The following is a 20,479-nucleotide window of genomic DNA, read 5'->3' as shown; positions in this document are numbered from 1 at the left end:
CGCAGCTTGTCGCGGGCCGCCGAGGTGTGGGCGGCGCAGGTCGTATGTCATCTGGCCCGTGCTGTAGCTGGTGGTGCGAGCAGTTCGCTCATGTGAGAAGTCCCTGATCACCTGGACAACCCGCTCGGTGGTCGGGTGAGCGGTGGTGAAGCGTGACAAGGACCATCCGACCCGCAGTTGCGATCGACCCGTCTTGCGCTGCAGCGCCTGCGCCCTCGCAGCAGCGAGGTGGACCAGCCCAGGCACAGCGCTCGACTTCGGCATGTATGGACGTCGCTGGTAGCTAGGTCGGCACAGCGTCCCGAATCGGTCCTCAAGGTTCCGCGTGGAGCCGAGCGGCTGACGGTTGCCGACCGGCGTGCCGTACTCACGCGGCTGTCCGCGAGCCATCCGGCCCGCGCTCGCCGACCTCGTTGCCGCCGTTCGGCGATAGATCTTCCGGACATATACGGCTTGCGTTGGCTCAACGTGATCTTTACTAGTTCGCCAGATAAGGCTGCAAACGTCCCCTTTGGCCGTCTCCTCGCCTCCGACCAGGATCACCCCTCCCTGGCCGAGGACGCCGGCCAGAAAGGGACCCGCTCGCCATGCGACGAGTCGTCTCTGTCGTCTCCGCTGCCATCGCGGCCCTAACAGTCTCCGTGATCGTCTCCGGGCCGGCCTCGGCCACCCCGCCCGGCATCCCCTCGGCGAGCACGGCCGCCTCCCGGCTGGCCGCGCTCACCGTCGCCGCCGAGTCGCACGGCTCGACCTACAACCGCGACCTGTTCCCGCACTGGATCACCGTCTCCGGGTCCTGCGACACCCGCGAGCAGGTGCTCAAGCGGGACGGCACCAACGTGGTGACCAGTTCCTCCTGCGCCGCCACCTCCGGCCGCTGGTACTCCCCGTACGACGGCGCGACCTGGACCGCCGCGAGCGACGTGGACATCGACCACATGGTCCCGCTGGCCGAGGCGTGGGCCTCCGGCGCGTGGAACTGGACCACCTCCCGCCGCCAGTCCTTCGCCAACGACCTCAACGGCCCTCAGCTGTGGGCCGTCACCGACAACGTCAACCAGTCCAAGGGCGACCAGGACCCGGCCCAGTGGAAGCCGTCCCTGACCTCCTTCCGCTGCACCTACGCCCGTGCGTGGATCCAGGTCAAGTACACCTGGGGCCTGAGCGTGGACAGCGCGGAGAAGTCGGCGCTGAACAGCATGCTCGGCTCCTGCTGACGGACACGACCTGGAGGAACCGCCCCGGGCGGGGCGGTTCCGTACGACGGAGAGGACAGCAGATGCGACGATACGCACTCCTGGTCGCGCTCACCGTGGCGGCCACAGCCCTGATCGACATCGCGCCGGCGACCGCGGCCGACCACGCGCAAGGGATCGCCGACAGCGGGGAGGCCACGTTCTCCAGCCCGCTGTGGGCCGGGCTGAACGTCATCCGCGGCCGCGTGATCGTGCCCTACGACGTGGCCCTGCGCCCTGCCTCCGATCCCCGCCGGCAGGCGTTCGAGGCCTGGCTGGAGAGCGCCGAGGGCGCCGGCGTGACGCGCAACGTCGGGCTGGCCAGGATTCCCGAGCCGGAGCGGCCTGGATACGGCAAGGCGCCGGACGAGACGACGTACCGCACGGCCTTCAAGGCGTTCGTGGCGGCCTACGGCACGCGCGTGGACGCGATCGGCCCATGGAACGAGCCGAACTTCCGCCCCACCGACGGCTCCCGCGCGCTGCTGCCCGGCGGGCAGTACTACCTGGACGACCCGGGCGGCGGCTGCGACACGGCCAGCCCGCTGGTGGCCAACTGCGGTCCGCGCATGGCCGCCTACTACTACCGCTGGGCCGCCGTGGACTGCCCGACCTGCCTGCTGGCCGCCGGTGAGTTCGCCGGCACGCAGAGCTCGAACTACCTGCAGAAATACAAGCGGCACCTCGGCGACCACCGGCCGAACCTGTGGAGCGTGCACAACTACGCCGACGTGATCCGCTACCAGGTCAGCGGCGACAACAGCGCGGCCGAGCTGAAGACCTTCCTGCGCGAGCTGTACTGCACCGAGGGCAACCACTGCGTCACCGGCCAGACCGACTGGTCAAGCGGCAACCTGTGGATCGGCGCCACCGGCGCGTACTACCAGCTGGACTGCACCACCCATGACGTGACCTGCGACTCGGGCAAGAACGTCCACGTCCTCGGCGAGACCTCGCAGTGCCAGGCAGCGGCCTTCATCAACCGGTTCTCCAACCTGAGCGGCAAGATCACCCGAATCTACTTCTACACGTTCACCGACGGCCGCTCCGGCGACAACACCGGCATCGTCAACGCCGCCGGCACCGTGCCCCGCAAGGCCTACTACGTGGTACGCGACCGCGCCGAGTCCTGCACCTACTGACGAGTTGATATGTCGTTGATCAACCGACTTGTCCTGTATTTCGATCATTCATCACCATGCAACCGGTGCGGTGCGGGCGTCGCTCAAGCTCGTCGGCGTGAATCAACACAGCACCCTGCGCCGCCGGGGATTCCTCGCCCTGGCGGGCGGCACCCTCGGCGCTCTGGCGACCGGCTGGAGCGCCGAGCCCTCGACCGCGTACGCCGACGACGTGGACGCGGCCCCGTTCACCCTGGGAGTCGCCTCCGGCGATCCCGACCACCGCAGTGTCGTCCTGTGGACCCGTCTCGTCGCCGATCCGCTGAACGCCGAGACCGGCGGCATGTCGGCCGAACCGGTCCAGGTCTCCTGGGAGGTGGCCCGCGACGACGCCTTCCGGCACGTGGTACAGAGCGGTTCGGTGACCGCGGTGCCCGAGTCCGTGCACACCGTTCACGTGGTCGTGGACGACCTGGCGCCCGACCGGTGGTACTGGTATCGGTTCAAGGCCGGTGACACCTACAGCAGGACCGGCAGGACCCGTACGATGCCGCCGCCCGGGGCGAAGTCCGGCCACATGCGCTTCGCCTTCGTCTCCTGCCAGTCGTGGGCCGGTGGCCCGTACCCGGCCTACCGTGACCTGGCCGAGCAGGACGTCGACTTCGTGCTGCACCTCGGCGACTACATCTACGAGACCGCGGGCGGCAGCCTGACCGAGTTCCGCCGGCTGCACGCGCTCTACAAGACCTCTCCGCACCTGCGCGCCGCGCACGCTCGCTTCCCCTTCTTCCTGACCTGGGACGACCACGAGGTCCAGAACAACTACGCGGGCGACGTCCAGGGCGGCGCCGGGGACGGCAGGCCCTTCCTGGAGCGGCGCGCGAACGGCTACCAGGCCTACTACGAGCACCTGCCGATGCGCCCTGCCCAGCAGCCGCACGGCCCGGACGCCCTCATGTACCGGCGCTTCGACTTCGGCAGGCTGGCCGAGTTCAGCATCCTGGACACCCGGCAGTACCGCAGCGACCAGTCGTGCGGCGACGGCCGCAAGGTCCCGTGCGCGGACACGGCAGACCCGGCCCGCACGCTGACCGGGCCTGAGCAGGAGCAGTGGCTGCTCGCGGGCCTGGGCCGGTCCAAGGCCCGCTGGAACATCATCGCGCAGCAGACCATCATGGCCCAGTTCGACTACGACCTCGGGCCCGACAAGGTCGTCAACCTGGACCAGTGGGACGGGTATCCCGCCGCGAGGTCCCGCATCCTCGACTTCATCGCCGACCGCGGGCCGTCCAACCCCGTGGTGCTCAGCGGCGACTGGCACACGCACTGGGTCAACGACCTCAAGACCGACTTCGACGACCCGAAGTCGAAGACCGTCGCCACCGAGTTCGTCGGTACCTCGATCTCCTCCGGCGCCGGCTGGGACGCGGACGTACGGGCGGGCCTGGCGGCCAACCCGCACGTCAAGTTCTACAACGGCACCTACCGGGGCTACGTCATCTGCGACGTAACCCCCGAGCGGTGGCGCAGTGACCTGCGGATCGTGCTGGCCGCCTCGGACCCGGCCTCCCCCGCGTACACCATCGCGGCCTTCGAGGTGCGCGACGGCGTGCCGGGCGCGCGCCGGATCGACGAGGGCGACGGGCTGGCGGGCCGCCTCACGGACAAGGCCACCGGCAAGCCCCTCGCCAACGTCCAGGTGACCGTGACCGCGGCGGACACCGGTCTGCGGATCACGAACAGCACCACGGACGCGACCGGCGAGTTCCTGGCCTTCGCTCCCCCCGGCGACTACAAGATCGCCGTCAACGGCGTCGGGTACGAGCCGGTCACCGTCACCGCCAAGGTCGTCCAGGGCAGGCAGACCCTGGTGGAGCAGGCCCTGGACAGGGCGGCGGTCTCGGCCGCCACCGGCCGTTCCGTGCCCGGACCGCAGTCCCAGGCGGCGCTCACCGACATCGTCCTGGCCAACGACCTGCTCGCCCTGACCGTCTCGGCCGGTACGCAGGACTCCCAGCTGCCCGGCGTGACCGTGGGCAAGCCGATGGACCTGGCGGCCGTCGGCCACCTCGACCAGATCGACTGGCTGAACCTGCCCTACGCGTCCCTGACGCAGCCGCGCGGCGGCAACGCCTGGCAGCAGCTGACCGTACGGGCCGACACCATGCAGATCGTGTCCGCCACCGGTCCGGAGGCCGCCGCCCGAGCCACCGGGGTGTGCACCGCCGCGCCGGAGGTGCAGGTGGTCACCACGTACAGCATCCGGGCCGGAGAGTCCTGGATCACCGCGGAGAGCGTCTTCACCAATCGCGGCACGGCGGCGCGGACGTTGTGGATCGGCGACGTCATCGACCACGACGGCGCGGGCCAGCGCAGCGGTGTTCCCGGCGCGGGCGTGGTGACCGCCTCGGCCCCCGCCGACTTCACCCCGACCGCTCCGTGGATCGGCATGACCGGATCGGACGGGCAGACCTACGCGCTGCTGTACGACGAGCCGGGCTTCACCGCCTACGCCTGCGGCATCTGGGTGATGAGCCAGCACCAGGTGACCATCCAGCCCGGCGCGGCGTTCACCCTGCGCCGCAGGATCGTCGCGGTGGACAACGGCGGCGCCGCAGACCCGTTCGCGATGCTAGCCGGTTTGTGATCCCGGCTTCGCCCCGGCAAGTTTCGACGCTCTGGCAGATCCACACGTGCGGCGCGGCGGACGGCACGCGACCTGCGTCGCCACTCGCCCCACCCTGCCGGATCTGCCAGGGCGTCCTGGCGGGCAGGAGGAGAGCGACAAGCTCGGCTACCGCTTCGTATGTCGTATGCATGGCAAGCAAGGGTTCCCGACGCTGCCCGCCGACTGCGTGATCGACCTCGACCGCGACCGCGACGTACGCCCGCTCGTCCTCGACAACGTCCGCCAGACCCCCACCCTGAACTGGCGGGACCTGGCATGCGAGCTGCGCGACACCTCGGAGACATCAACCTGTCCACCTTCCGCCAGGAGACCGTGCTGGACGTCAAGGACCTCTACCGTCGCAGCCGCCAGGGCTGGGCCTCGCTGCGGCACGCCACCGGCTTCGGCGCCGCCCTGCCTCACCGAGGTGCTGGCCGGAAGGGCTCCACAATCGCCGCGCGAGCTACGCCATGCTGGACGAGATGTTGTGGGGCGGCACCGAGTCGATCTCCGGGATGGAGGCCCGGCTCGCCCGCCTCACCGGCGCCCGCGCGGCGGAGCTGGACAAGCTGGCGGACGTGCTCCACTCCGGCCTGCGTCACGTGGCCCCGCCGCTGGACCCTGGCGTGCCCCTGCACGTGCACGCCCGCTACAGCAAGAACGAGGTGCTGGCCGCCTTCGGCATCGACAAGCCCGCGCACATGCGGGAAAGCGTCAAATACGTGCAGGAGCACCGGGCGGACCTGCTCTTCGTCACCGTAGACAAGTCCGAAGACCACTGCTCCGCCAGGTAGCGGCGCACCACCGGCCCGGTGTACGCCTCCAGCACGGCCGAGGACGTCCGCTCGTACTCCCCACCACGCTCTACCACGACCGGACGATCAGCGAGGACCTGTTCGAATGGGCGTCGCAGAGCCCCCTGCGCTCGTCGGCCGCCACCGCCCGCCGCTACGTGACGGGCGAGTCCACCGTCCACCTGCTCGTCAGGCAGTCCAAGCTCGACGACGGGCTGGTGGCTCCGCCGTACACGTACGCGGGCCCGATGCGGTACGTGAGCCACGAGGGGCGAGCGACCCGTCCGCTTCGTCTGGCGCCTGGACCACCGGCTCCCTCCCGAGGTGTTCCACTACGCCAAGGCAACCGCCGACTGAGCCGACTGCAAGAGGAGTACTTCTGTGAAGACACCCACATCTGAAGAGCGGGAACGCTTTACGAGGTTCCGCCCGCGAGTATCGCTCTGACCAGAGAGACACCTATCGAGCGATGAACAAATGAGAGGTCTCTGTCGAGGTGCCAATGCACGTCGGGCAGCAACCGCATATCGCCCATGAGTAGATAAGTAGGACTCGAAATGACTCGAGCTCTCCTAAAGCGGGTGCCGCAGGTTCGAACCCTGCCGGGGGCACTTACCTAGATCGGCATTTCAGGCCCCTGACCTGAGGTTCCATAGCCGCAGGTCTTTTATTTTGCACCCTTGATAGGCAGCGGGCGGTGCCCGCATGCAGCCCTAAGACCATGAACAGGGGATAAACGCGGGATGACCTTGGATGTGTTTTCCCTGGTCAACCCCGGTTCTGCGTCATCCAGGTTGGCAGGAACCCCCTATGACCGGCCGGGAACGCGACGCACACAGTCGCTGGCCGTGCCAAATATGCGTAAACCCGAGCGCCAACCCCACGGCACAAGGCCGGACTCTGCTGCCCACCAGTCCGACATCAGGGAGCGCTGACCAGCGACACGCCGTACAGCCTTGCGGCCGGCTGGTCCGACCCATGCGATCGTCGCCGCACGCCAACCGCTTCCAGCGCACGCAGAACCACGGCCAACGCCATCTCCCGATCAGGCTCTTCAGTGAGGGCATCGCGAAGCAACACCAAGCCGCGCTCGTCCATGCCGTCCAGAGCGTGCAGATACAGCCTCCACCGCCGGTGAGCCTCGTGATCCTCCGGCGTGGACCACACTCCCGCCTCACGGAACGCCTCACATCCATCATGCTCGAAACGGACCCGGCCGTCGAAGGGTGACGCCCCGTTCGCGCACGCACCGTAGTCACTGCCCATTTCCCCAGACAGCGGCAACCAGAACCGGTAACTGCCGCACTGCTTGTAGTACCACTCCTCCCGATAACCGGGATCCTCGGTGCGCCGATACCGTTCCGCGATCCACCGCCGATGGATCGCGGACCGCTCGGATTCATTCGGGCCGATGCGGCCGGGAACGCCTGTCATTTGCTGGAGATGGTTCTCAAAACCGCCCCAAAGCTACTAATCTTCGAAAGATTATCCGGATTACGGTCTGTCCGAAACTCCATCTACATGTCACGCGCGATCCCCAGTCACCACCTTCGCGCACAAGAGCACGTCAATGCTCGCCTGGAGTACGCTCGGCCGCGGTTCCCACCGCGACCGGCGGGTGTGTCCACGGCGAAATCACCCCGTACAGTCCCTCGCTCGCCGTGGCGCCTGGCCGCGCTTAGACGAGCGCGCCGACAGCAGCAGCACGGTCTCCTCCACATACCGCCACGCGGTCGCAGTAGAGACTCCGAATCCGAGGTTGTCACTTCAGAGCCCCTGGAGTGATACCCCCCTACGAAGTTGGGATCAGTGGGATCGCCTGCGGCGCAGCCGGCGATCCTGTATGCCACCGGGCATGGCGCGTGGAGAACTCCCCGACATCGAGCCTCACCTGCCGTTGGGCGAGCGAGGCCCGATCCCGGATCTTCGGCGGCAGTTCAGGACCCGCGCTGCCTCTCGCCTCCTGTGACCGCGGTGGCGAGGTCTCGCGACCGAAGTCGAACGACGTTCGGTTGGAGAGCCGGGCAGGTAAGGATCCGCGGCACGGGCGGCCAGAGGGACGTGCTGCCGCTGCGGAGCGATGTCGGTGCGACGCACCCACCACTGCTGCCTGGACTGTCCGGGCACAATGGGGCGGTGGAACGTCACGAGTTTGGTGCCGCGGTGCGCCAGTTGCGGGAGAGTACGGCGCCTGCGGCTGTCGGGCTGCCGATCGGCCGTCGGCGGGTGCGCGGGTTGCGGCGGGAGGAACTCGGCGAACTCGCGGGGATGTCCGCGGACTACGTACGCCGGTTGGAGCAGGGGCGCAGCCATCCGTCGGCCGGGGTGGTGAACGCCATCGCCCGAGCGTTGCGGGTCGGACGGGCGGAGTACGAGCGGCTCTGCGCGCTGGCCGGTTACGCCGCCGCGGACGGGCAGGTGCCGAACGAGGTCGGTCCGGGTGCGATGCGGCTGCTGGAGCGGTTCACCGACACTCCGATGTTCGTCTCCGACGCGGCGATGAATCTCGTTGCCATGAACAGTGCGTTCATGGCTCTGGGGCATTGGGAGCCCACCGGGGACCCGTGGGAGTGGAACATCGCCTGGCGTACGTTCTGCGACCCGTTCAGTGGCTTCAAGCAGTCTGCGGATGACGCGACCGACCATCAGGCGGTCCTGGTCGCCCGCCTGACGAGCGCGCTGTTGCGCTACCCCGCCGACGCGTCGCTTGCCGCGCTGGTGGACGAGATGCGAAGCCGAAGCCGCCTGTTCGACACCTTGTGGCGCGCGCCGCGACCGGTGGCGGCCTACGAAAGCAGCGCCAAGTTCATTCATCCGGACGGCGGCTCCGTCACGCTCGTCGGCAACCTGCTCGCCATCCCGGGCGACGATCTGGCGGCTCTGATGCTCACCGCGGCGCCGGGCTCGGCCGATGCGGCGCGTCTGGCTGAGATCGTCGGCTTCGGCGGGGAACCGTTCATCATCAAGGTGGGCCAGCCTGGCCCAGGCTAGCCGCACCGGATCCTGCGAGATTAAGTGACGTCTCCAGCGACCGCGGATCCAGTGGCTGCCTCCAGGCAGCTTTGGGAACGCGGGGCTGGACGCCTTCGCAACTCGAAGCGGGCCGCAGGGTCGCCTCTGCGCCGGAATCACTTCAAGTTCGAAGCACTCGACGGCGCTCACAGAGGCAGGTTCTGCAATGAAGGCAGTGCGTTTCCACGAGTTCGGCGGTCCTGAGGTCTTGCGTTACGAGGACGTGGCCCAGCCCGCCCCGGGAGCCGGTCAGGTCAGGATTCGCGTCGCCGCGACGTCGTTCAACGGCGTCGACGGCAACATCCGCGCGGGATACATGCAGGGTCCGATCCCGGTCGAGCTTCCCCACACTCCCGGCATCGACGTCGCCGGTACGGTCGACGCGCTCGGTGACGACGTGGACGACGTCGCGGTCGGCGACCGGGTCGTCGGCCTCCTGCCGATGACAAAGCCCGGGGCGGCCGCGGAGTATGTGATCGCGCCGGCGGAGATCTTGACGGGGGCGCCCAAGAACATCCCGTTGGCCGACTCGGCAGCGTTGCCGCTGGTGGGCCTGACCGCGTGGCAGGCGCTGTTCGACCACGGCAAGCTGACCACCGGTCAGCGAGTGCTGATCAATGGCGCCGGTGGAGCGGTGGGCGGATACGCGGTGCAGTTGGCCAAGGAGGTCCGTGCCCACGTGATCGCCACGGCGAGCCCACGCAGCGCCGAGCGGGTCAAGGCCGCCGGCGCCGACGAGGTGATCGACCACACCATTACCGACGTGACCAACGCGGTGACCGAGCCGGTCGATCTCGTGCTCAACCTCGCGCCGGTCGCCCCGGAACGGCTGGCCGCGCTGGTCACGCTGGTCCGTGACGGCGGTGCCCTCGTCAACACCACCGTCTGGATGCCCGCCCCCTCCGACGAGGAGCGCAGTGTGCGCGGCATCGACCTGTTCGTCCGCAGCGACGCCGACCAGCTCGCCGACCTGGTCGCTCGTGTCAGCACCGGCGAGTTGCGCGTCGACGTCGCCCAGCGGGTGGCGCTGGCCGACCTGGCCGCACTCCACGCCCAGGCCGGCGCGGGCGAGCTGCCGGGCAAGACCGTCGTCCTCGCGCCCTCGGCCTGACCCGCTCGCAGGAGAAGCAGTCATGTCTTTGTCTTTGGATTCCGAGATCGCCGAGGCGCTGGCCCCGATGGCTGATGCGATGGCCGAGGCCACACGACCGGAAGTGGGCGACATCGAGGGGCGTCGTGCCTTCTGGGAACCGATCATCGGTGCCGCGAGCAACGCCCAGCCCATGCCGTCCGATGTCACGATGACCGACCACACGGTGACCGCCGCCGATGGCGCGCGGATCACGGCGCGCTGGTACGTCAAGGGCGGCGCGACGCCGGGCTCGGCCGTGGCCTTCTTCCACGGCGGCGGATACATCTTCGGCCACATCGACCTGTTCGACGGTCCGATCGCCCGTTACGTGGCGGCCTCAGGCGTACCGATGTTGTCGGTGGAGTATCGCCGCGCGCCCGAGTTCCCGTTCCCGACGCCACTCGAGGACGCCTATGCCGCGCTGCACTGGCTGCAGGACCACTCTCCCGAGCTGGGTGTCGACCGCGACCGGATCGCCGTGATGGGCGACAGCGCCGGCGGAGGCCTGGCGGCGGCGCTGGCGATCCTGACCCGCGAGCGCGGCGGCCCGAAGATCGCCCAACAGATTTTGATCATGCCGATGCTCGATGACCGTCCCACCACCCCGGACCCCTACATCGAGCCGTACGCGTTGTGGTCCTACGATGACAGCCGCACCGCATGGCCGGCGCTGCTCGGCGGGGCTGCCGGCGGACCCGGTGTCCCGCCCACCGCCGCTCCGGCCCGGCTCCAAGACGCCACCGGCCTTCCGCCTGCCTACATCGAGGTGGGCCAGCTCGACGTCTTCCGCGACGAGGACCTCGCGTACGCGGCCAAACTGAGCCGCGCGGGCGTCCCGGTGGAGTTTCACCTGCACCCCGGAGCCCCGCACGAGTTCGATTCGATCGCCTTCAAGGCCGACGTCGCTCAACGCGCTACCGCCGACCGCATCCGCGTCCTCAAGTCACTGTAGAGCCGAGCCCCCCATCGCGGGCTGACAGGAAGTGATCAACGCGGTGCACGCCGCCGGTGGTCGCATGGCCACTCAGCTCATGCACGCCGACGCATCTCCCACCTCGGCAGCATGCCACACGGCCGGCAGTCCGTCGCGCCGTCAGCCGGCCGCCCCAAGAACGCGATGTTCACCGCGTCCGGTTTGCCGGACATGCCCACCCCGCGGGCGCTGACGGCCGAAGAGGTCGCCGACGTGATCACGGTCGGCACCATGGCGCCGGCACCCGCCCGCAGCCCCGTCGAATCAACTCCGGGGGACGCCTCGTCGCCCGGCCGATCGAACCAACAACCGCACACCCCAGGAGACGATCACGATGATTCCCGACGACGATCCCGCTCGTTCGCTGACCGTGGCCAACCCCGACGACCCCGCCACGACCTACATCTCCCTGGTAGGCAACACCTACGGCATGCTGATCACCGGCGAGCAGACCAACGGCGCGTACTGCCTGATCGACATGCGCGTGCCCGACGGCGGCGGCCCGCCGCCACACCGGCACGACTTCGAGGAGATGTTCACGATCCTCGAGGGAGAGATCGAATTCACCTTCCGCGGCGAGAAGCACATCGTGCGGGCCGGGTCCACCATCAACATCCCGGCCAACGCGCCGCACAACTTCCGCAACGTCTCGGGCGCACCGGCCCGAATGCTCTGCATGTGCACGCCGGCCGGGCAGGACGAGTACTTCATGCGCATCGGTGACGCCGTGGCGGGCGTGGACGCGCCTGCGCCGCAGCTGTCGCCGGACGACCTCACGGAACGCCGCCGCCGCGCGGCAGAGCTGGCCCCGACCTACCGCAGTGAATTTCTGTGACCCCTGCTCACGGTCTTACAGATGTTCGAGCCGGCCAACCGGATGGTGGAGCGTCCTGCCTCGGCAACGTCCGCCAGGACAGGGCAGGGCGTCTCGACTACTTCTCCAGCGACACGGCGAGAGGCAGCCCTTCCCAAAAGTCCGCTCACAAGGGCGGAAGCCGCGGCTTCGGCGATCATCGCTTGCATCAGCTGCTTCGGGACCTCGTGCCGCTGGGAACAACGCGTTTCCCGGGCGTGGTCGCGTTCCGTGAGCTTCAGCCAGTGGTGCCGAGTCAGCGAGGTGCTGCAAGGACGTCCTGAAGTACGTCTTTCAGCGTGACGCGGGCCAGCTCGCGCCGGAGGGTCTCCTCGATGCCGTCGTAGATGCGCTGCATCGCCGGCTGGATGCCGTACCCCACCACGCATCCCGGGTCCGGGGCGGCGCGGTGCAGCGCGAACAGCGGGCCGGGTTCCACCGCCTCGTACACGTCGAGCAGCGTCATCGACTCCAGGTCGCGCGCCAGCGACCAGCCCGCACCCACCCCGCGCCGGGACTCCACGAGCCCCGCCCTGCGCAGGTCGCCGAGCAGCCGCCGGATCACCACGGGATTGGTGCTCGCGCTGGCCGCGATCTGCTCGGAGGTGGCGACCTCATGGCCCTGGCGCTGGTAGAGGCCGATCCAGGCCAGCGCGTGGGCGGCGATGGTCAACCTGCTGTTGGCGCTCATGAACTCGTTCCTCTCGATCGCAACTCCCGATGTTACGACAATGCCTGTCGTAACAATCTAAGTTGCGACAGTCTGTCGTAACCGTTAATGTTTCGACTGCCGGAAGAGGTCAACCAGTGAGGTGAAGAAACAATGAACAAGCCGCTGACGGGCAAGGTCGCCTTGGTCACCGGAGGGTCCCGCGGGCTGGGAGCCGCGACCGTACGGCTGCTTGCCGAGCAGGGCGCCGACGTCGCGTTCACCTACGTCAGCTCCGACAAGCAGGCGCAGGAAGTCGTCGACGAGGTGCGCGGCAAGGGAGCGAAGGTCGCCGCGTTCAAGTCCGACCAGGCGGACGTGAGCCAGGCTCCGGCGCTGATCGACGACGTGGTCGCGCACTTCGGTGGCCTGGACATCCTCGTCAACAACGCGGCGATCTCGGTGAGCGGGACGGTGGACGACCCAGATGCCGACACCGCCGCGCTGGACCGGATGCACGCCACCAACTACCTCGGGGTGATCGCCGTCATCCGAGCCGCCTCCCGAGTGCTGCGCGAGGGCGGGCGCGTCATCACGGTCAGTTCCGGGCTCGGCACTCGAGCCGGCGTCCCGGGCGTGGCCGACTACGCGGCGACCAAGGCGGGGGTCGAGCGGTACACCATGGGCGTCGCCCGCGACCTCGGCTCCCGCGCCATCACCGCCAACGTCGTGGAAGCCGGGCTGATGGTGGGCGGCATGGAAACGCCGAACCCCGAAACCCTCAAGGCCCTGCTCAGCTCGCTCTCCCTGCAGCGCATGGGACACCCCGACGAGATCGCGGCGGCGATCGCCTTCCTGGCCAGCCCCGCTGCGTCGTACGTCACGGGCGCCGTGCTCGACGCCCACGGCGGCTACAACGCCTGAGCCGCAGCGCCGTCGGCGCGTCCCATGCTGGTACGTAGAGGTTGGCGTATCCCGAGTACATCCCGGGTTCCGCTGGTCACAGTGCTCTGCCGGTGATAGTCGCGGCTGGGCCGCTCGGAGTGCCGGGCACCATCGGCAGCACCGGCGCGGACTGCCCGATCGCCTGGATGTGCGGCCTGTCATCGGCGGAGAAGACCACCGCGTGCTCGGGCGGTGACGGGTACAGGCCCACCACGTCGCAGAAATTGTCGATCAGCAGCGGATCGGTCAATATCTTGAACTCCTCCACCCGGGCGCGCAGCTCCCGCCGCGACCAGTGGGTGGCGCCTTCGGGCACCTCTTCCAGCGTGCGGACCACCACCTCCTCCACTTGCGCGTCGGTGAGTTTGCGCGGCGTGCCGTGTCACGTCGTGCTCGTGGGTGGAGTAGCACACACACGATCACGGTCGGAGCACCCGCATCTGAAGAGCGGGACTGCCTTTCAATGCTCCCGCCGGGGGTATCGCTTCCACCAGTGCAAACCCCCGCCCAGCGATGGACAGTGGGAGGTCCTGGTGGTCCGTCACGCAACCTTGGCCGGATAACTGGTCCAGCTTCGGATGGGTGAGCTGGCGGCGAAGCTGGTCTTCGGCTGGGCGCGGGCGTTGCGCCAGCGGACGTGGCCGCCTATCGCCGTGTTCTGCTCCTCGTGGGTGCGGTGGTCGGTGCCGTTGAGGGCGTAGTAGCGCAGCGCGGCGAACTCGGACTCGATCCAGTTCAGCCACGAGCCGTAGGTGGGCAGGAACACCAGCTCGACGTCGTGCTCGGCGGCCCAGGCGCGGACCTGCGGATGCTTGTGCGGCGAGTAGTTGTCCATGATCACGTACAGCCGTTCGCCGGGCCACCGCGCGCGCAGGGTCTTCAGGAAGGACAAGAACTCGCGCCACCGCTTGCGCCGGCGAATGCGGTAGTACAGCTTGCCGGTGGCCAGATCCAGCGCGGCGATCATGTGCATGACGCCGCAGTAGCGGTGGTAGGTGGCCCGCAGCCGGGCCGGGCTTCCGGCCGGCCGCCACCGCTTGCCCTTGCGGGGCATCAGGTTCAACGGGCCGAACTCATCCACGCAGATGACCCGCCCGTCGGCGGGCGGGTGATCGTATAACTCCAGCACCCGCTGCATCTTGGCGATGAAGTGCGGGTCGTTGGACGCCTTCCAGGTCGTGGTGGTCTGCCAGCTCACCCCGCCCTTGCGCAGGATCCGCCGCAGGTGCTCGCGGCTGACCGCGACCACCACACCGCGGGCGATGAGGTGTTCGGCCAGAGTGCGCAGACTCCAGGTGGAGTGGCCGGTGATGCCCCACTCGGCGGGGACCGTCCGGGCGATCAGGCAGATGTGCTCGCGCACCTGCTCACTGATCGCCGGTGGCCGGCCCCCGCTCCATTTTGGGCCAGCGCATCGAACCCCCGCTCGTTGAAGGCATGGATGACATCGCGCACATAATCGTCACTGACCTGCATCAACGAGGTGATGTCCGGCACGCTCTGGCCTTGTCTGGATATCATCACCACGATCGCCCGGCGCAGCTTGACCGGGTCCTTCGCGGTCCGGGTGATGCGCTGGATCCTGCGGCCCTCCTCCATCGACAAGGGCCGGACGAACACATCCGGTGGACGAGCCACGACCACCTCCCAAAGGTTGCAGAGGCAGCCAGCCTGACGGCTTCACCGTCCGAGATCAATTACCGGGTCAACGTTCAGGGACGGGGCCACTAGCTGAGGACCAATGCAGGCCGAGCAACGATCACATATGGCCCATTAGTAGAGAAACCGGACGCCGTTCGACTCGAGCCCTCCTAAAGCGGGTGCCGCAGGTTCGAATCCTGCCGGGGCACTCACCTAGATAGCATTTTCGGCCCCTGACCTGCGGTTTCACCGCAGCAGGTCCTTTGTTTTGTGACCTTGATAGGCCACCGACGGTGCCCGCATGCAGCCGTAAGACCATGATCAGGGGAGATATGCGGGATGATCTTGAAGGCGTTTCACCAGGTCAGACACTGATTCTGGGCCGTTCGGGCCTTCGGCAACCCTAGGGCTGTCCTGGCATCGGACAAACACACCCGTTGATCGGGCCAAATACGTGCGTAGCATCCGAGCGTCCTTGCTGATGTTCGTCATGAGCCGCCACAGCCGTAGACGGCGGCGAGGTAGTTCAGGCTCTTACGGGGCAGCTCCCGTAAACGATCAGCTCAGCCCGGCCACCGCCACTGAGGTCGTTGGCGCCTCGCATGCCCTTGGCCGGGCGAGGTGTGGATGCCTGCCGCGCATGCCGGCCAAATGCCGCGGACCACGCTGAAGCTGATGGAAGACAAAGTTAATGGGCCCGCGGTCATCAACACACTCACTCGCAACGCCGTCGAGACGCCAATCCTGAGACCTTATACGGGAGGCTGCTCGTGGGCGTCGCCTCCCACATCCAAGAGTCGCTTAACCGGTGGACCGGCCGCACCGAACTGGCCGAGGCCATACGCGCCGAACGCCTGATGGTGGCACATCTGCTGGAGTCGCTGGCGGACCTTGAGCCCCCGCATGTGACCTCGTCGCTACTGAGGGCAGCGAGACATGCCAGCAGGGCCGGCGCACCTACGGGTGGCCCGGCTCTTCTTGTTCTGTCTGTGATCTAGGTAGGGCACGCTAGGTCGCTAATAGAAGCGGTCGGGAGGCGGCGGTGGGAAGGCGTATCGCAGTCCTGATCGGCGTTGGTTTGGCCGCGGTCCCGACGATTCCGGCAGCAGCGCCCGTCGGCGTATCCTGCCTGATGTCGACGTCGTACACGGACAAGTTGATCGATGCCTGGATCGCCGAGAATGCGCCGGCGATGGTGCTGCGGCCCGCTCCTGAGATCACCCCGACGTTCTCTCCCTACAGCGACGTGAAGATGGTGGAGGGGCCACCTCCCATGGGGGAGGAGAGCGTCACGACGGAAGAGTTGGCGCGTTACGTGGTGGCGCTGAAAGGGTGCAACAACGACACCTGATCCTGCCAAGGGCAGGCAATCGTGAGCGGCAGGTTCTCGGGCGTGGACTTTCTTCTCTAGGTCCAGCGGATTGGAGGGACCGGGGCGGACAGCACGACCCGCCCGACCAGCCGAGCAAGGCCCGAGTTCAGATCACCGTCGTCCAGGGCCCAGGATGGTTCGTGGTGAGCGCGCTCGACATGGCGGCGACCCGCTGTGGCGCGTCGGCCTTGAGCGTGCGGTGATCGCCGAGACATGAGATGACAATTCGATCTGGGTCGCGCCAGAATGCGGAGCCACCCAGCATCTACCGCAACTGGAGGAATTTCCTGTGCGCCGACCCCTTGAGTTATTCGCCGCAGCCGCAACCGCAACCACTGCCCTGGCCACGATCGGCGCGCCCGTGAGTACGGCGCAGGCTGCCACGGCGTCCCCGGCTTCCGGCGTCGGCCGGTCCGGCTCGCTCAGCCTGTCCGGGCCGGCCACCACGGCGTCCGTATCCGGCGCCGCCAGAGTGGGAACGGCGCGGGAGAACCTGGTCGTGCGGCTGGTCAATGCCCGACGGGCGAAGAAGGGATGCCGGGCGCTCAAGCACCACCCGCAACTCCACCGGGCCGCCCGCGAGCACTCGGCCGACATGGCGGAGCACGATACTTCTCGAGCACCTCCCGCGACGGCCAATCCTTCATGGACCGCATCAAGAAGTCCGGCTTCACCGGCGGCACCAAGTGGGCGGAGAACATCGCCAAGGGCCAGCGCACCCCGGCCGCGGTCGTGCAGTCCTGGATGGACGTCTCCGGAACCGAGGCCAACATCATGAATTGCAAGTACACCTTCATCGGGGTCGGCGTGGTCGAAGACTCCAATGGCACGATCTACTGGACCCAGGATTTCGCCGCCAAGTGACCCACTTCGTGGTGAACCGCTGGAAGAAGATCGCAGACGACCTATTTCGGCGGCGGCGGGAACGCAGCCCGTCCATCAGCCAATCGAGCGCGTGCGGATCGTCGCGGCCACCGCAGGCTCGGCCAGCAAACCTTCCAGGCCGAAGTACTGCATGCATACGAACGCCGGTGCGCGATCAGCAGTGACAGGATCCGACAAGTCCTGCAGGCAGCCCACATCCGCCCCGTCACAGCAGGCGCCAAACATCGCCTGGTCAACGGACGGGCCATGAGCAAGGACGATGACGTGGCTGGTCGCATGCATGGACTGGGCCTCGCGACAGATGGCTCGGCTATGTGCTCGGGTATCGCCAGGCCGCTGAGGTGAATCACCCCGGCTTCGGTGGAGACCACAGACCCGGGGCGGTTCACTACTCGCGCCTAGTCACGGCCACTCTGCTCGAAAGCGGTGCGCTGACCCCACCGGGAGAGGCCTCCGTCTGCGGCATGGCGCGGCACCTGGACTCGTGGGTCGGCGAACCCGCACCGGACACCGCCGTCGCCCTGCGGACGGAGACACCGACCGGCTTGGCTTGCGCTGGCGAGAACGCAGCGCTTTGGGCCCGCTCACTATCGGCTATTCGGTCGTTGGGCTGCTGTGACGGGTGAGACGGGCATAGTACTTTGCTCGCATGTCTCACTCAAGTCATGCAGAGTTGACCGCCTGCTTACGTCGGAAAGCCGTCACAGTGGCCGTCGCGGGAATCGTCGCCGGGTCGCCGATCTGCTTAGGTTCGTCGGTTGCGTACGCATCGGACGGGGCGCCGCGGGCCAACGCGGTCGTCGTCTGGGACAGGAACGCCCAGACCGCCATGTGGGACGTCGCCCAGCAGCAGCCGCCGGAGCAGTCCCGTAGCGCTGCCATGGTGCACGGGGCCATCTACGACGCGGTGAACGCGATCGCGGGCACTCCGTACCAGCCGTATCTGACCGCGCCTCGCGTCAAGGGGGCCACGTCCACGGACGCGGCCGTGGCAAGCGCCGCCTACCGGGTGCTGATCGCGCTGTTCCCCGAGCAGCAGGAGAGGCTGACGACGCAGTACGACGAGGCGCTGGCCAGGATTCCGGCCGGCGCACCCAAGCAGCGTGGCATCACGGTCGGCAGTGGGGCCGCCTCGGCCATGATCGCGGCGCGGAAGAACGACGGGGCCGACGGCGACCAGACCTGGATCGTGGGCACCGAGCCCGGTCAATGGCGGCCGACTCCTCCTACCTTCGCCTCGAGCGGCGCCTGGATCGCTCACCTCAGGCCGTTCCTCATCCCCAGCGGGTCCATGTTCCGCACTTCCGGCCCGCCGGCGCTCACCAGCAAGCGCTATGCCGAGGACATCAACGAGGTCCAGGCGATCGGCTCGAAGAGCAGCACGGTCAGGACCGAGGACCAGACGCAGTCCGCGATCTGGTGGCAAGACCGAAACGGGGGCGACTGGGAGATCAAGCGCCAGCTCGCGACGACGCAGCGGCTCAGCATGCTCCAGACGGCGCGGATGTACGCGATGGTGAATCTGTCCAAGGCCGATGCCACGATCGCCTGCAACAGCGAGAAGGCGGCCTGGCACTTCTGGCGGCCGGTCACCGCGATCCGGGAGGCCGGCACCGACGGCAATCCGGACACGACGCCCGATCCCAACTGGGAGCCCCTGCTCGTCACGCCGCCGCATCCCGACTTCACCTCCGGCCACACCTGTTCCACCGGGGCGAGCATGTCGTCACTGACGCACTTCTTCGGCCGGGACGACCTGTCCTTCAGCGCGTTCAGCCCCGACGCGGGAGCCACCCGATATTTCCACAGCTTCTCGCAGGCACTCGCCGAGGTCATCGAGGCCAGGGTATGGGGTGGCATTCACACCCGCTCGGCTGATGTGCAGGGGGCCCAGATCGGCAGGCAGGTGAGCACGTACATGGGGGCGCACTACTTCAAGCCCGTGACCTGACCCTTCGGCCGTGGTGAACCCGGGCGAGGGCGCCGCGAAACCGCGCTCGCACCCGCCCGGAAAGAGTCGGTCTCGGGGACGCCTACGACTTCTCCGTCACCCTGTTCCGGACCGCGACCTCGGGCGGAAACGAGCCCGGGCCCTCCTCAGCGATGAAGAGCCGGAAGCAGAGGCGGTCCTCCAGCGCGCGTGCCAGGAGGTACGTTCGACCACCCGGCGGTTCGAGATCACCGCGCCAGGCGCGGCGGAGCAGGCCACGAACGAGAGACTCCAGTCGGCACCGTCGACTCGATCATGCAGCGGTACGAGACGGTGGACATGCTCAACTCATGGTCAAGAACGAAACCGTGCTCCGCAGGATCCTGGAACTCCTCGGCCTGCCCGTTCCGCCGCTGGAGGACGACACGCTGCTGGCAGGCCGAGCGTAAGGTGCTCGCCGGAGCAGCGCCATTCAGCGACCGCACGGTCACGGTGAAGATCCAGTGAGCACGACGTTGATGAGCGCCGCACTCACCGTGGCCGCCATTCCACCGAGGAGCAACCAGAACCCCCAGCGGATAAGGCGGTACTTCCGCCCAACGATGTGGCTGACCCGGTACAGCTGATCAGCGACCCGCTCCAGGTCCGATTCCGAGGACCGCATGAGAGCGCTAGTGACGGTCGCCGGGGAGTCAAGATGCACGATGTCGGCGTAATACATGGCGGCGCCGTACACCTCTCGCCGATCCAACCGCGGATAGACCGCACCGGCAAGCACCACCACGGACGCCAAAGCTGCCGCCGCCCCAACCCACCACAACCACTCGACGGCATTCGATAACGCCAGTTCCCCGCGAGGAGGCCGCCAGTGACGGCGCCGAGGCCGATGCCCACGATGCCGAGAAGGACCTGGGACTTGGTGTCCGCCCGGTTGAGCTCCTCGCGTGCCTCTCTGAGCAGCTGTGTTCCGTAAGAGCACGCATCGTCCTCAGCTGTCTGCCGTTCTTCTGCAGCAGTTTGGGTGAGGGCTCGCACGATCTTTCGGAACACGACGAACCTCCTAGCCGGAGACGATCACACGCAGAGCATTCCACGACCGTCATGGATTGAAGCCTCGTAATGCGCCTCGCCGCCATTGGCCGACCCGCCGAAGTCGTCGCTGTCGAAGGCGTTCCCGGAGAAGAAGCTCACCAGGTCGGCACATACTCCTGTGAAAGGCACCCGCGTCTGAAGAGCGGGAACGCCTTGCACGACTCCTACCGCGGTTGT

The 20,479-nt window shown here is 67.8% G+C and carries 18 protein-coding genes and 2 pseudogenes; 12 read left to right on the top strand and 8 right to left on the bottom strand.

Features of this window, described 5'->3' with window-relative positions; translation table 11 throughout:
• Nucleotides 1-587 precede the first annotated feature (587 nt).
• The 4 genes from AB0J69_RS31065 (at nucleotide 588) to AB0J69_RS31050 (ending at nucleotide 5,818) form a co-directional block, all read left to right on the top strand.
• A complete protein-coding gene (locus AB0J69_RS31065; protein ID WP_364124236.1) occupies nucleotides 588-1,217 on the top strand; it encodes an HNH endonuclease family protein in 630 nt (209 codons plus the stop codon).
• Nucleotides 1,218-1,279: 62 nt separating this feature from the next.
• Nucleotides 1,280-2,377, top strand: a complete 1,098-nt coding sequence (locus AB0J69_RS31060) for a hypothetical protein (RefSeq protein WP_364124233.1) — start codon at nucleotides 1,280-1,282, stop codon at nucleotides 2,375-2,377.
• A gap of 97 nt (nucleotides 2,378-2,474) precedes the next feature.
• Entirely contained in the window at nucleotides 2,475-5,003 is a 2,529-nt protein-coding gene (locus AB0J69_RS31055) for an alkaline phosphatase D family protein (RefSeq protein ID WP_364124230.1), read from the top strand.
• 491 nt (nucleotides 5,004-5,494) lie between these two features.
• Complete coding sequence (locus AB0J69_RS31050) at nucleotides 5,495-5,818, top strand: hypothetical protein (RefSeq protein WP_364124228.1); 324 nt, start codon at nucleotides 5,495-5,497, stop codon at nucleotides 5,816-5,818.
• 921 nt (nucleotides 5,819-6,739) lie between these two features.
• On the opposite strand, the gene AB0J69_RS31045 is transcribed toward AB0J69_RS31050, so the two are convergent.
• Both AB0J69_RS31045 and AB0J69_RS31040 read right to left on the bottom strand, forming a co-directional pair.
• A complete protein-coding gene (locus AB0J69_RS31045) occupies nucleotides 6,740-7,252 on the bottom strand; it encodes a DUF3027 domain-containing protein (RefSeq protein WP_364124225.1) in 513 nt (170 codons plus the stop codon).
• A gap of 216 nt (nucleotides 7,253-7,468) precedes the next feature.
• Nucleotides 7,469-7,573: pseudogene (locus AB0J69_RS31040) on the bottom strand (IS5/IS1182 family transposase); the annotation flags it as partial.
• 381 nt (nucleotides 7,574-7,954) lie between these two features.
• On the opposite strand from AB0J69_RS31040, the gene AB0J69_RS31035 reads away from it, so the two are divergent.
• The 4 genes from AB0J69_RS31035 (at nucleotide 7,955) to AB0J69_RS31020 (ending at nucleotide 11,770) form a co-directional block, all read left to right on the top strand.
• Entirely contained in the window at nucleotides 7,955-8,809 is an 855-nt protein-coding gene (locus tag AB0J69_RS31035) for a helix-turn-helix transcriptional regulator (RefSeq protein ID WP_364124222.1), read from the top strand.
• A gap of 187 nt (nucleotides 8,810-8,996) precedes the next feature.
• A complete protein-coding gene (locus tag AB0J69_RS31030) occupies nucleotides 8,997-9,941 on the top strand; it encodes an NADP-dependent oxidoreductase (RefSeq protein WP_364124219.1) in 945 nt (314 codons plus the stop codon).
• Between the two features lie 22 nt (nucleotides 9,942-9,963).
• A complete protein-coding gene (locus tag AB0J69_RS31025) occupies nucleotides 9,964-10,914 on the top strand; it encodes an alpha/beta hydrolase (protein WP_364124216.1) in 951 nt (316 codons plus the stop codon).
• 355 nt (nucleotides 10,915-11,269) lie between these two features.
• On the top strand, nucleotides 11,270-11,770 hold the full coding sequence (locus tag AB0J69_RS31020; protein ID WP_364124213.1) for a cupin domain-containing protein: 501 nt from the start codon (nucleotides 11,270-11,272) through the stop codon (nucleotides 11,768-11,770).
• A gap of 274 nt (nucleotides 11,771-12,044) precedes the next feature.
• On the opposite strand, the gene AB0J69_RS31015 is transcribed toward AB0J69_RS31020, so the two are convergent.
• Nucleotides 12,045-12,479 carry an Rrf2 family transcriptional regulator gene (locus tag AB0J69_RS31015; RefSeq protein ID WP_364124210.1) on the bottom strand — a complete coding sequence of 145 codons (435 nt, stop codon included), beginning with the start codon at nucleotides 12,477-12,479 and terminating at the stop codon, nucleotides 12,045-12,047.
• Between the two features lie 132 nt (nucleotides 12,480-12,611).
• On the opposite strand from AB0J69_RS31015, the gene AB0J69_RS31010 reads away from it, so the two are divergent.
• Nucleotides 12,612-13,361 (top strand): SDR family oxidoreductase, encoded by a 750-nt coding sequence (locus tag AB0J69_RS31010; protein ID WP_364124207.1) that lies wholly within the window; start codon nucleotides 12,612-12,614, stop codon nucleotides 13,359-13,361.
• 76 nt (nucleotides 13,362-13,437) lie between these two features.
• Here the strand turns inward: AB0J69_RS31010 and AB0J69_RS31005 are convergent, their stop codons facing one another.
• From AB0J69_RS31005 to AB0J69_RS30995, 3 genes are all read right to left on the bottom strand, one after another.
• Nucleotides 13,438-13,731 (bottom strand): hypothetical protein, encoded by a 294-nt coding sequence (locus AB0J69_RS31005; protein ID WP_364124205.1) that lies wholly within the window; start codon nucleotides 13,729-13,731, stop codon nucleotides 13,438-13,440.
• A gap of 192 nt (nucleotides 13,732-13,923) precedes the next feature.
• The gene (locus AB0J69_RS31000) at nucleotides 13,924-14,757 is read right to left on the bottom strand and encodes an IS630 family transposase (RefSeq protein ID WP_364124390.1); all 834 of its coding nucleotides are present in this window, start codon (nucleotides 14,755-14,757) and stop codon (nucleotides 13,924-13,926) included.
• Nucleotides 14,724-15,020, bottom strand: coding sequence for a helix-turn-helix domain-containing protein (locus AB0J69_RS30995; RefSeq protein ID WP_364124202.1), 297 nt, complete (start codon nucleotides 15,018-15,020; stop codon nucleotides 14,724-14,726). The genes AB0J69_RS31000 and AB0J69_RS30995 overlap by 34 nt, the downstream gene beginning before the upstream one ends.
• Nucleotides 15,021-16,065: 1,045 nt before the next feature.
• Between AB0J69_RS30995 and AB0J69_RS30990 the strand changes: the two genes are divergently transcribed.
• Nucleotides 16,066-16,374 carry a hypothetical protein gene (locus tag AB0J69_RS30990; protein ID WP_364124199.1) on the top strand — a complete coding sequence of 103 codons (309 nt, stop codon included), beginning with the start codon at nucleotides 16,066-16,068 and terminating at the stop codon, nucleotides 16,372-16,374.
• 310 nt (nucleotides 16,375-16,684) lie between these two features.
• Nucleotides 16,685-17,259 (top strand): annotated as a pseudogene (locus AB0J69_RS30985) (CAP domain-containing protein).
• A gap of 75 nt (nucleotides 17,260-17,334) precedes the next feature.
• Here AB0J69_RS30985 and AB0J69_RS30980 read toward each other — a convergent pair.
• Entirely contained in the window at nucleotides 17,335-17,562 is a 228-nt protein-coding gene (locus AB0J69_RS30980) for a hypothetical protein (RefSeq protein ID WP_364124196.1), read from the bottom strand.
• 424 nt (nucleotides 17,563-17,986) lie between these two features.
• On the opposite strand from AB0J69_RS30980, the gene AB0J69_RS30975 reads away from it, so the two are divergent.
• The gene (locus tag AB0J69_RS30975; RefSeq protein ID WP_364124193.1) at nucleotides 17,987-19,231 is read left to right on the top strand and encodes a phosphatase PAP2 family protein; all 1,245 of its coding nucleotides are present in this window, start codon (nucleotides 17,987-17,989) and stop codon (nucleotides 19,229-19,231) included.
• Between the two features lie 466 nt (nucleotides 19,232-19,697).
• Here AB0J69_RS30975 and AB0J69_RS30970 read toward each other — a convergent pair whose 3' ends face one another.
• Nucleotides 19,698-20,189: a Pycsar system effector family protein gene (locus AB0J69_RS30970; protein WP_364124190.1), complete on the bottom strand. Its 492-nt coding sequence runs from the start codon at nucleotides 20,187-20,189 to the stop codon at nucleotides 19,698-19,700.
• Nucleotides 20,190-20,479: the final 290 nt, after the last annotated feature.

Origin of the sequence: Nonomuraea sp. NPDC049709 (assembly GCF_040674815.1) — a bacterium.
Classification (GTDB): domain Bacteria; phylum Actinomycetota; class Actinomycetes; order Streptosporangiales; family Streptosporangiaceae; genus Nonomuraea.
The sequence above is the reverse complement of the archived record's forward strand: the minus strand, read 5'-3'. Positions and strand labels throughout refer to the sequence as shown.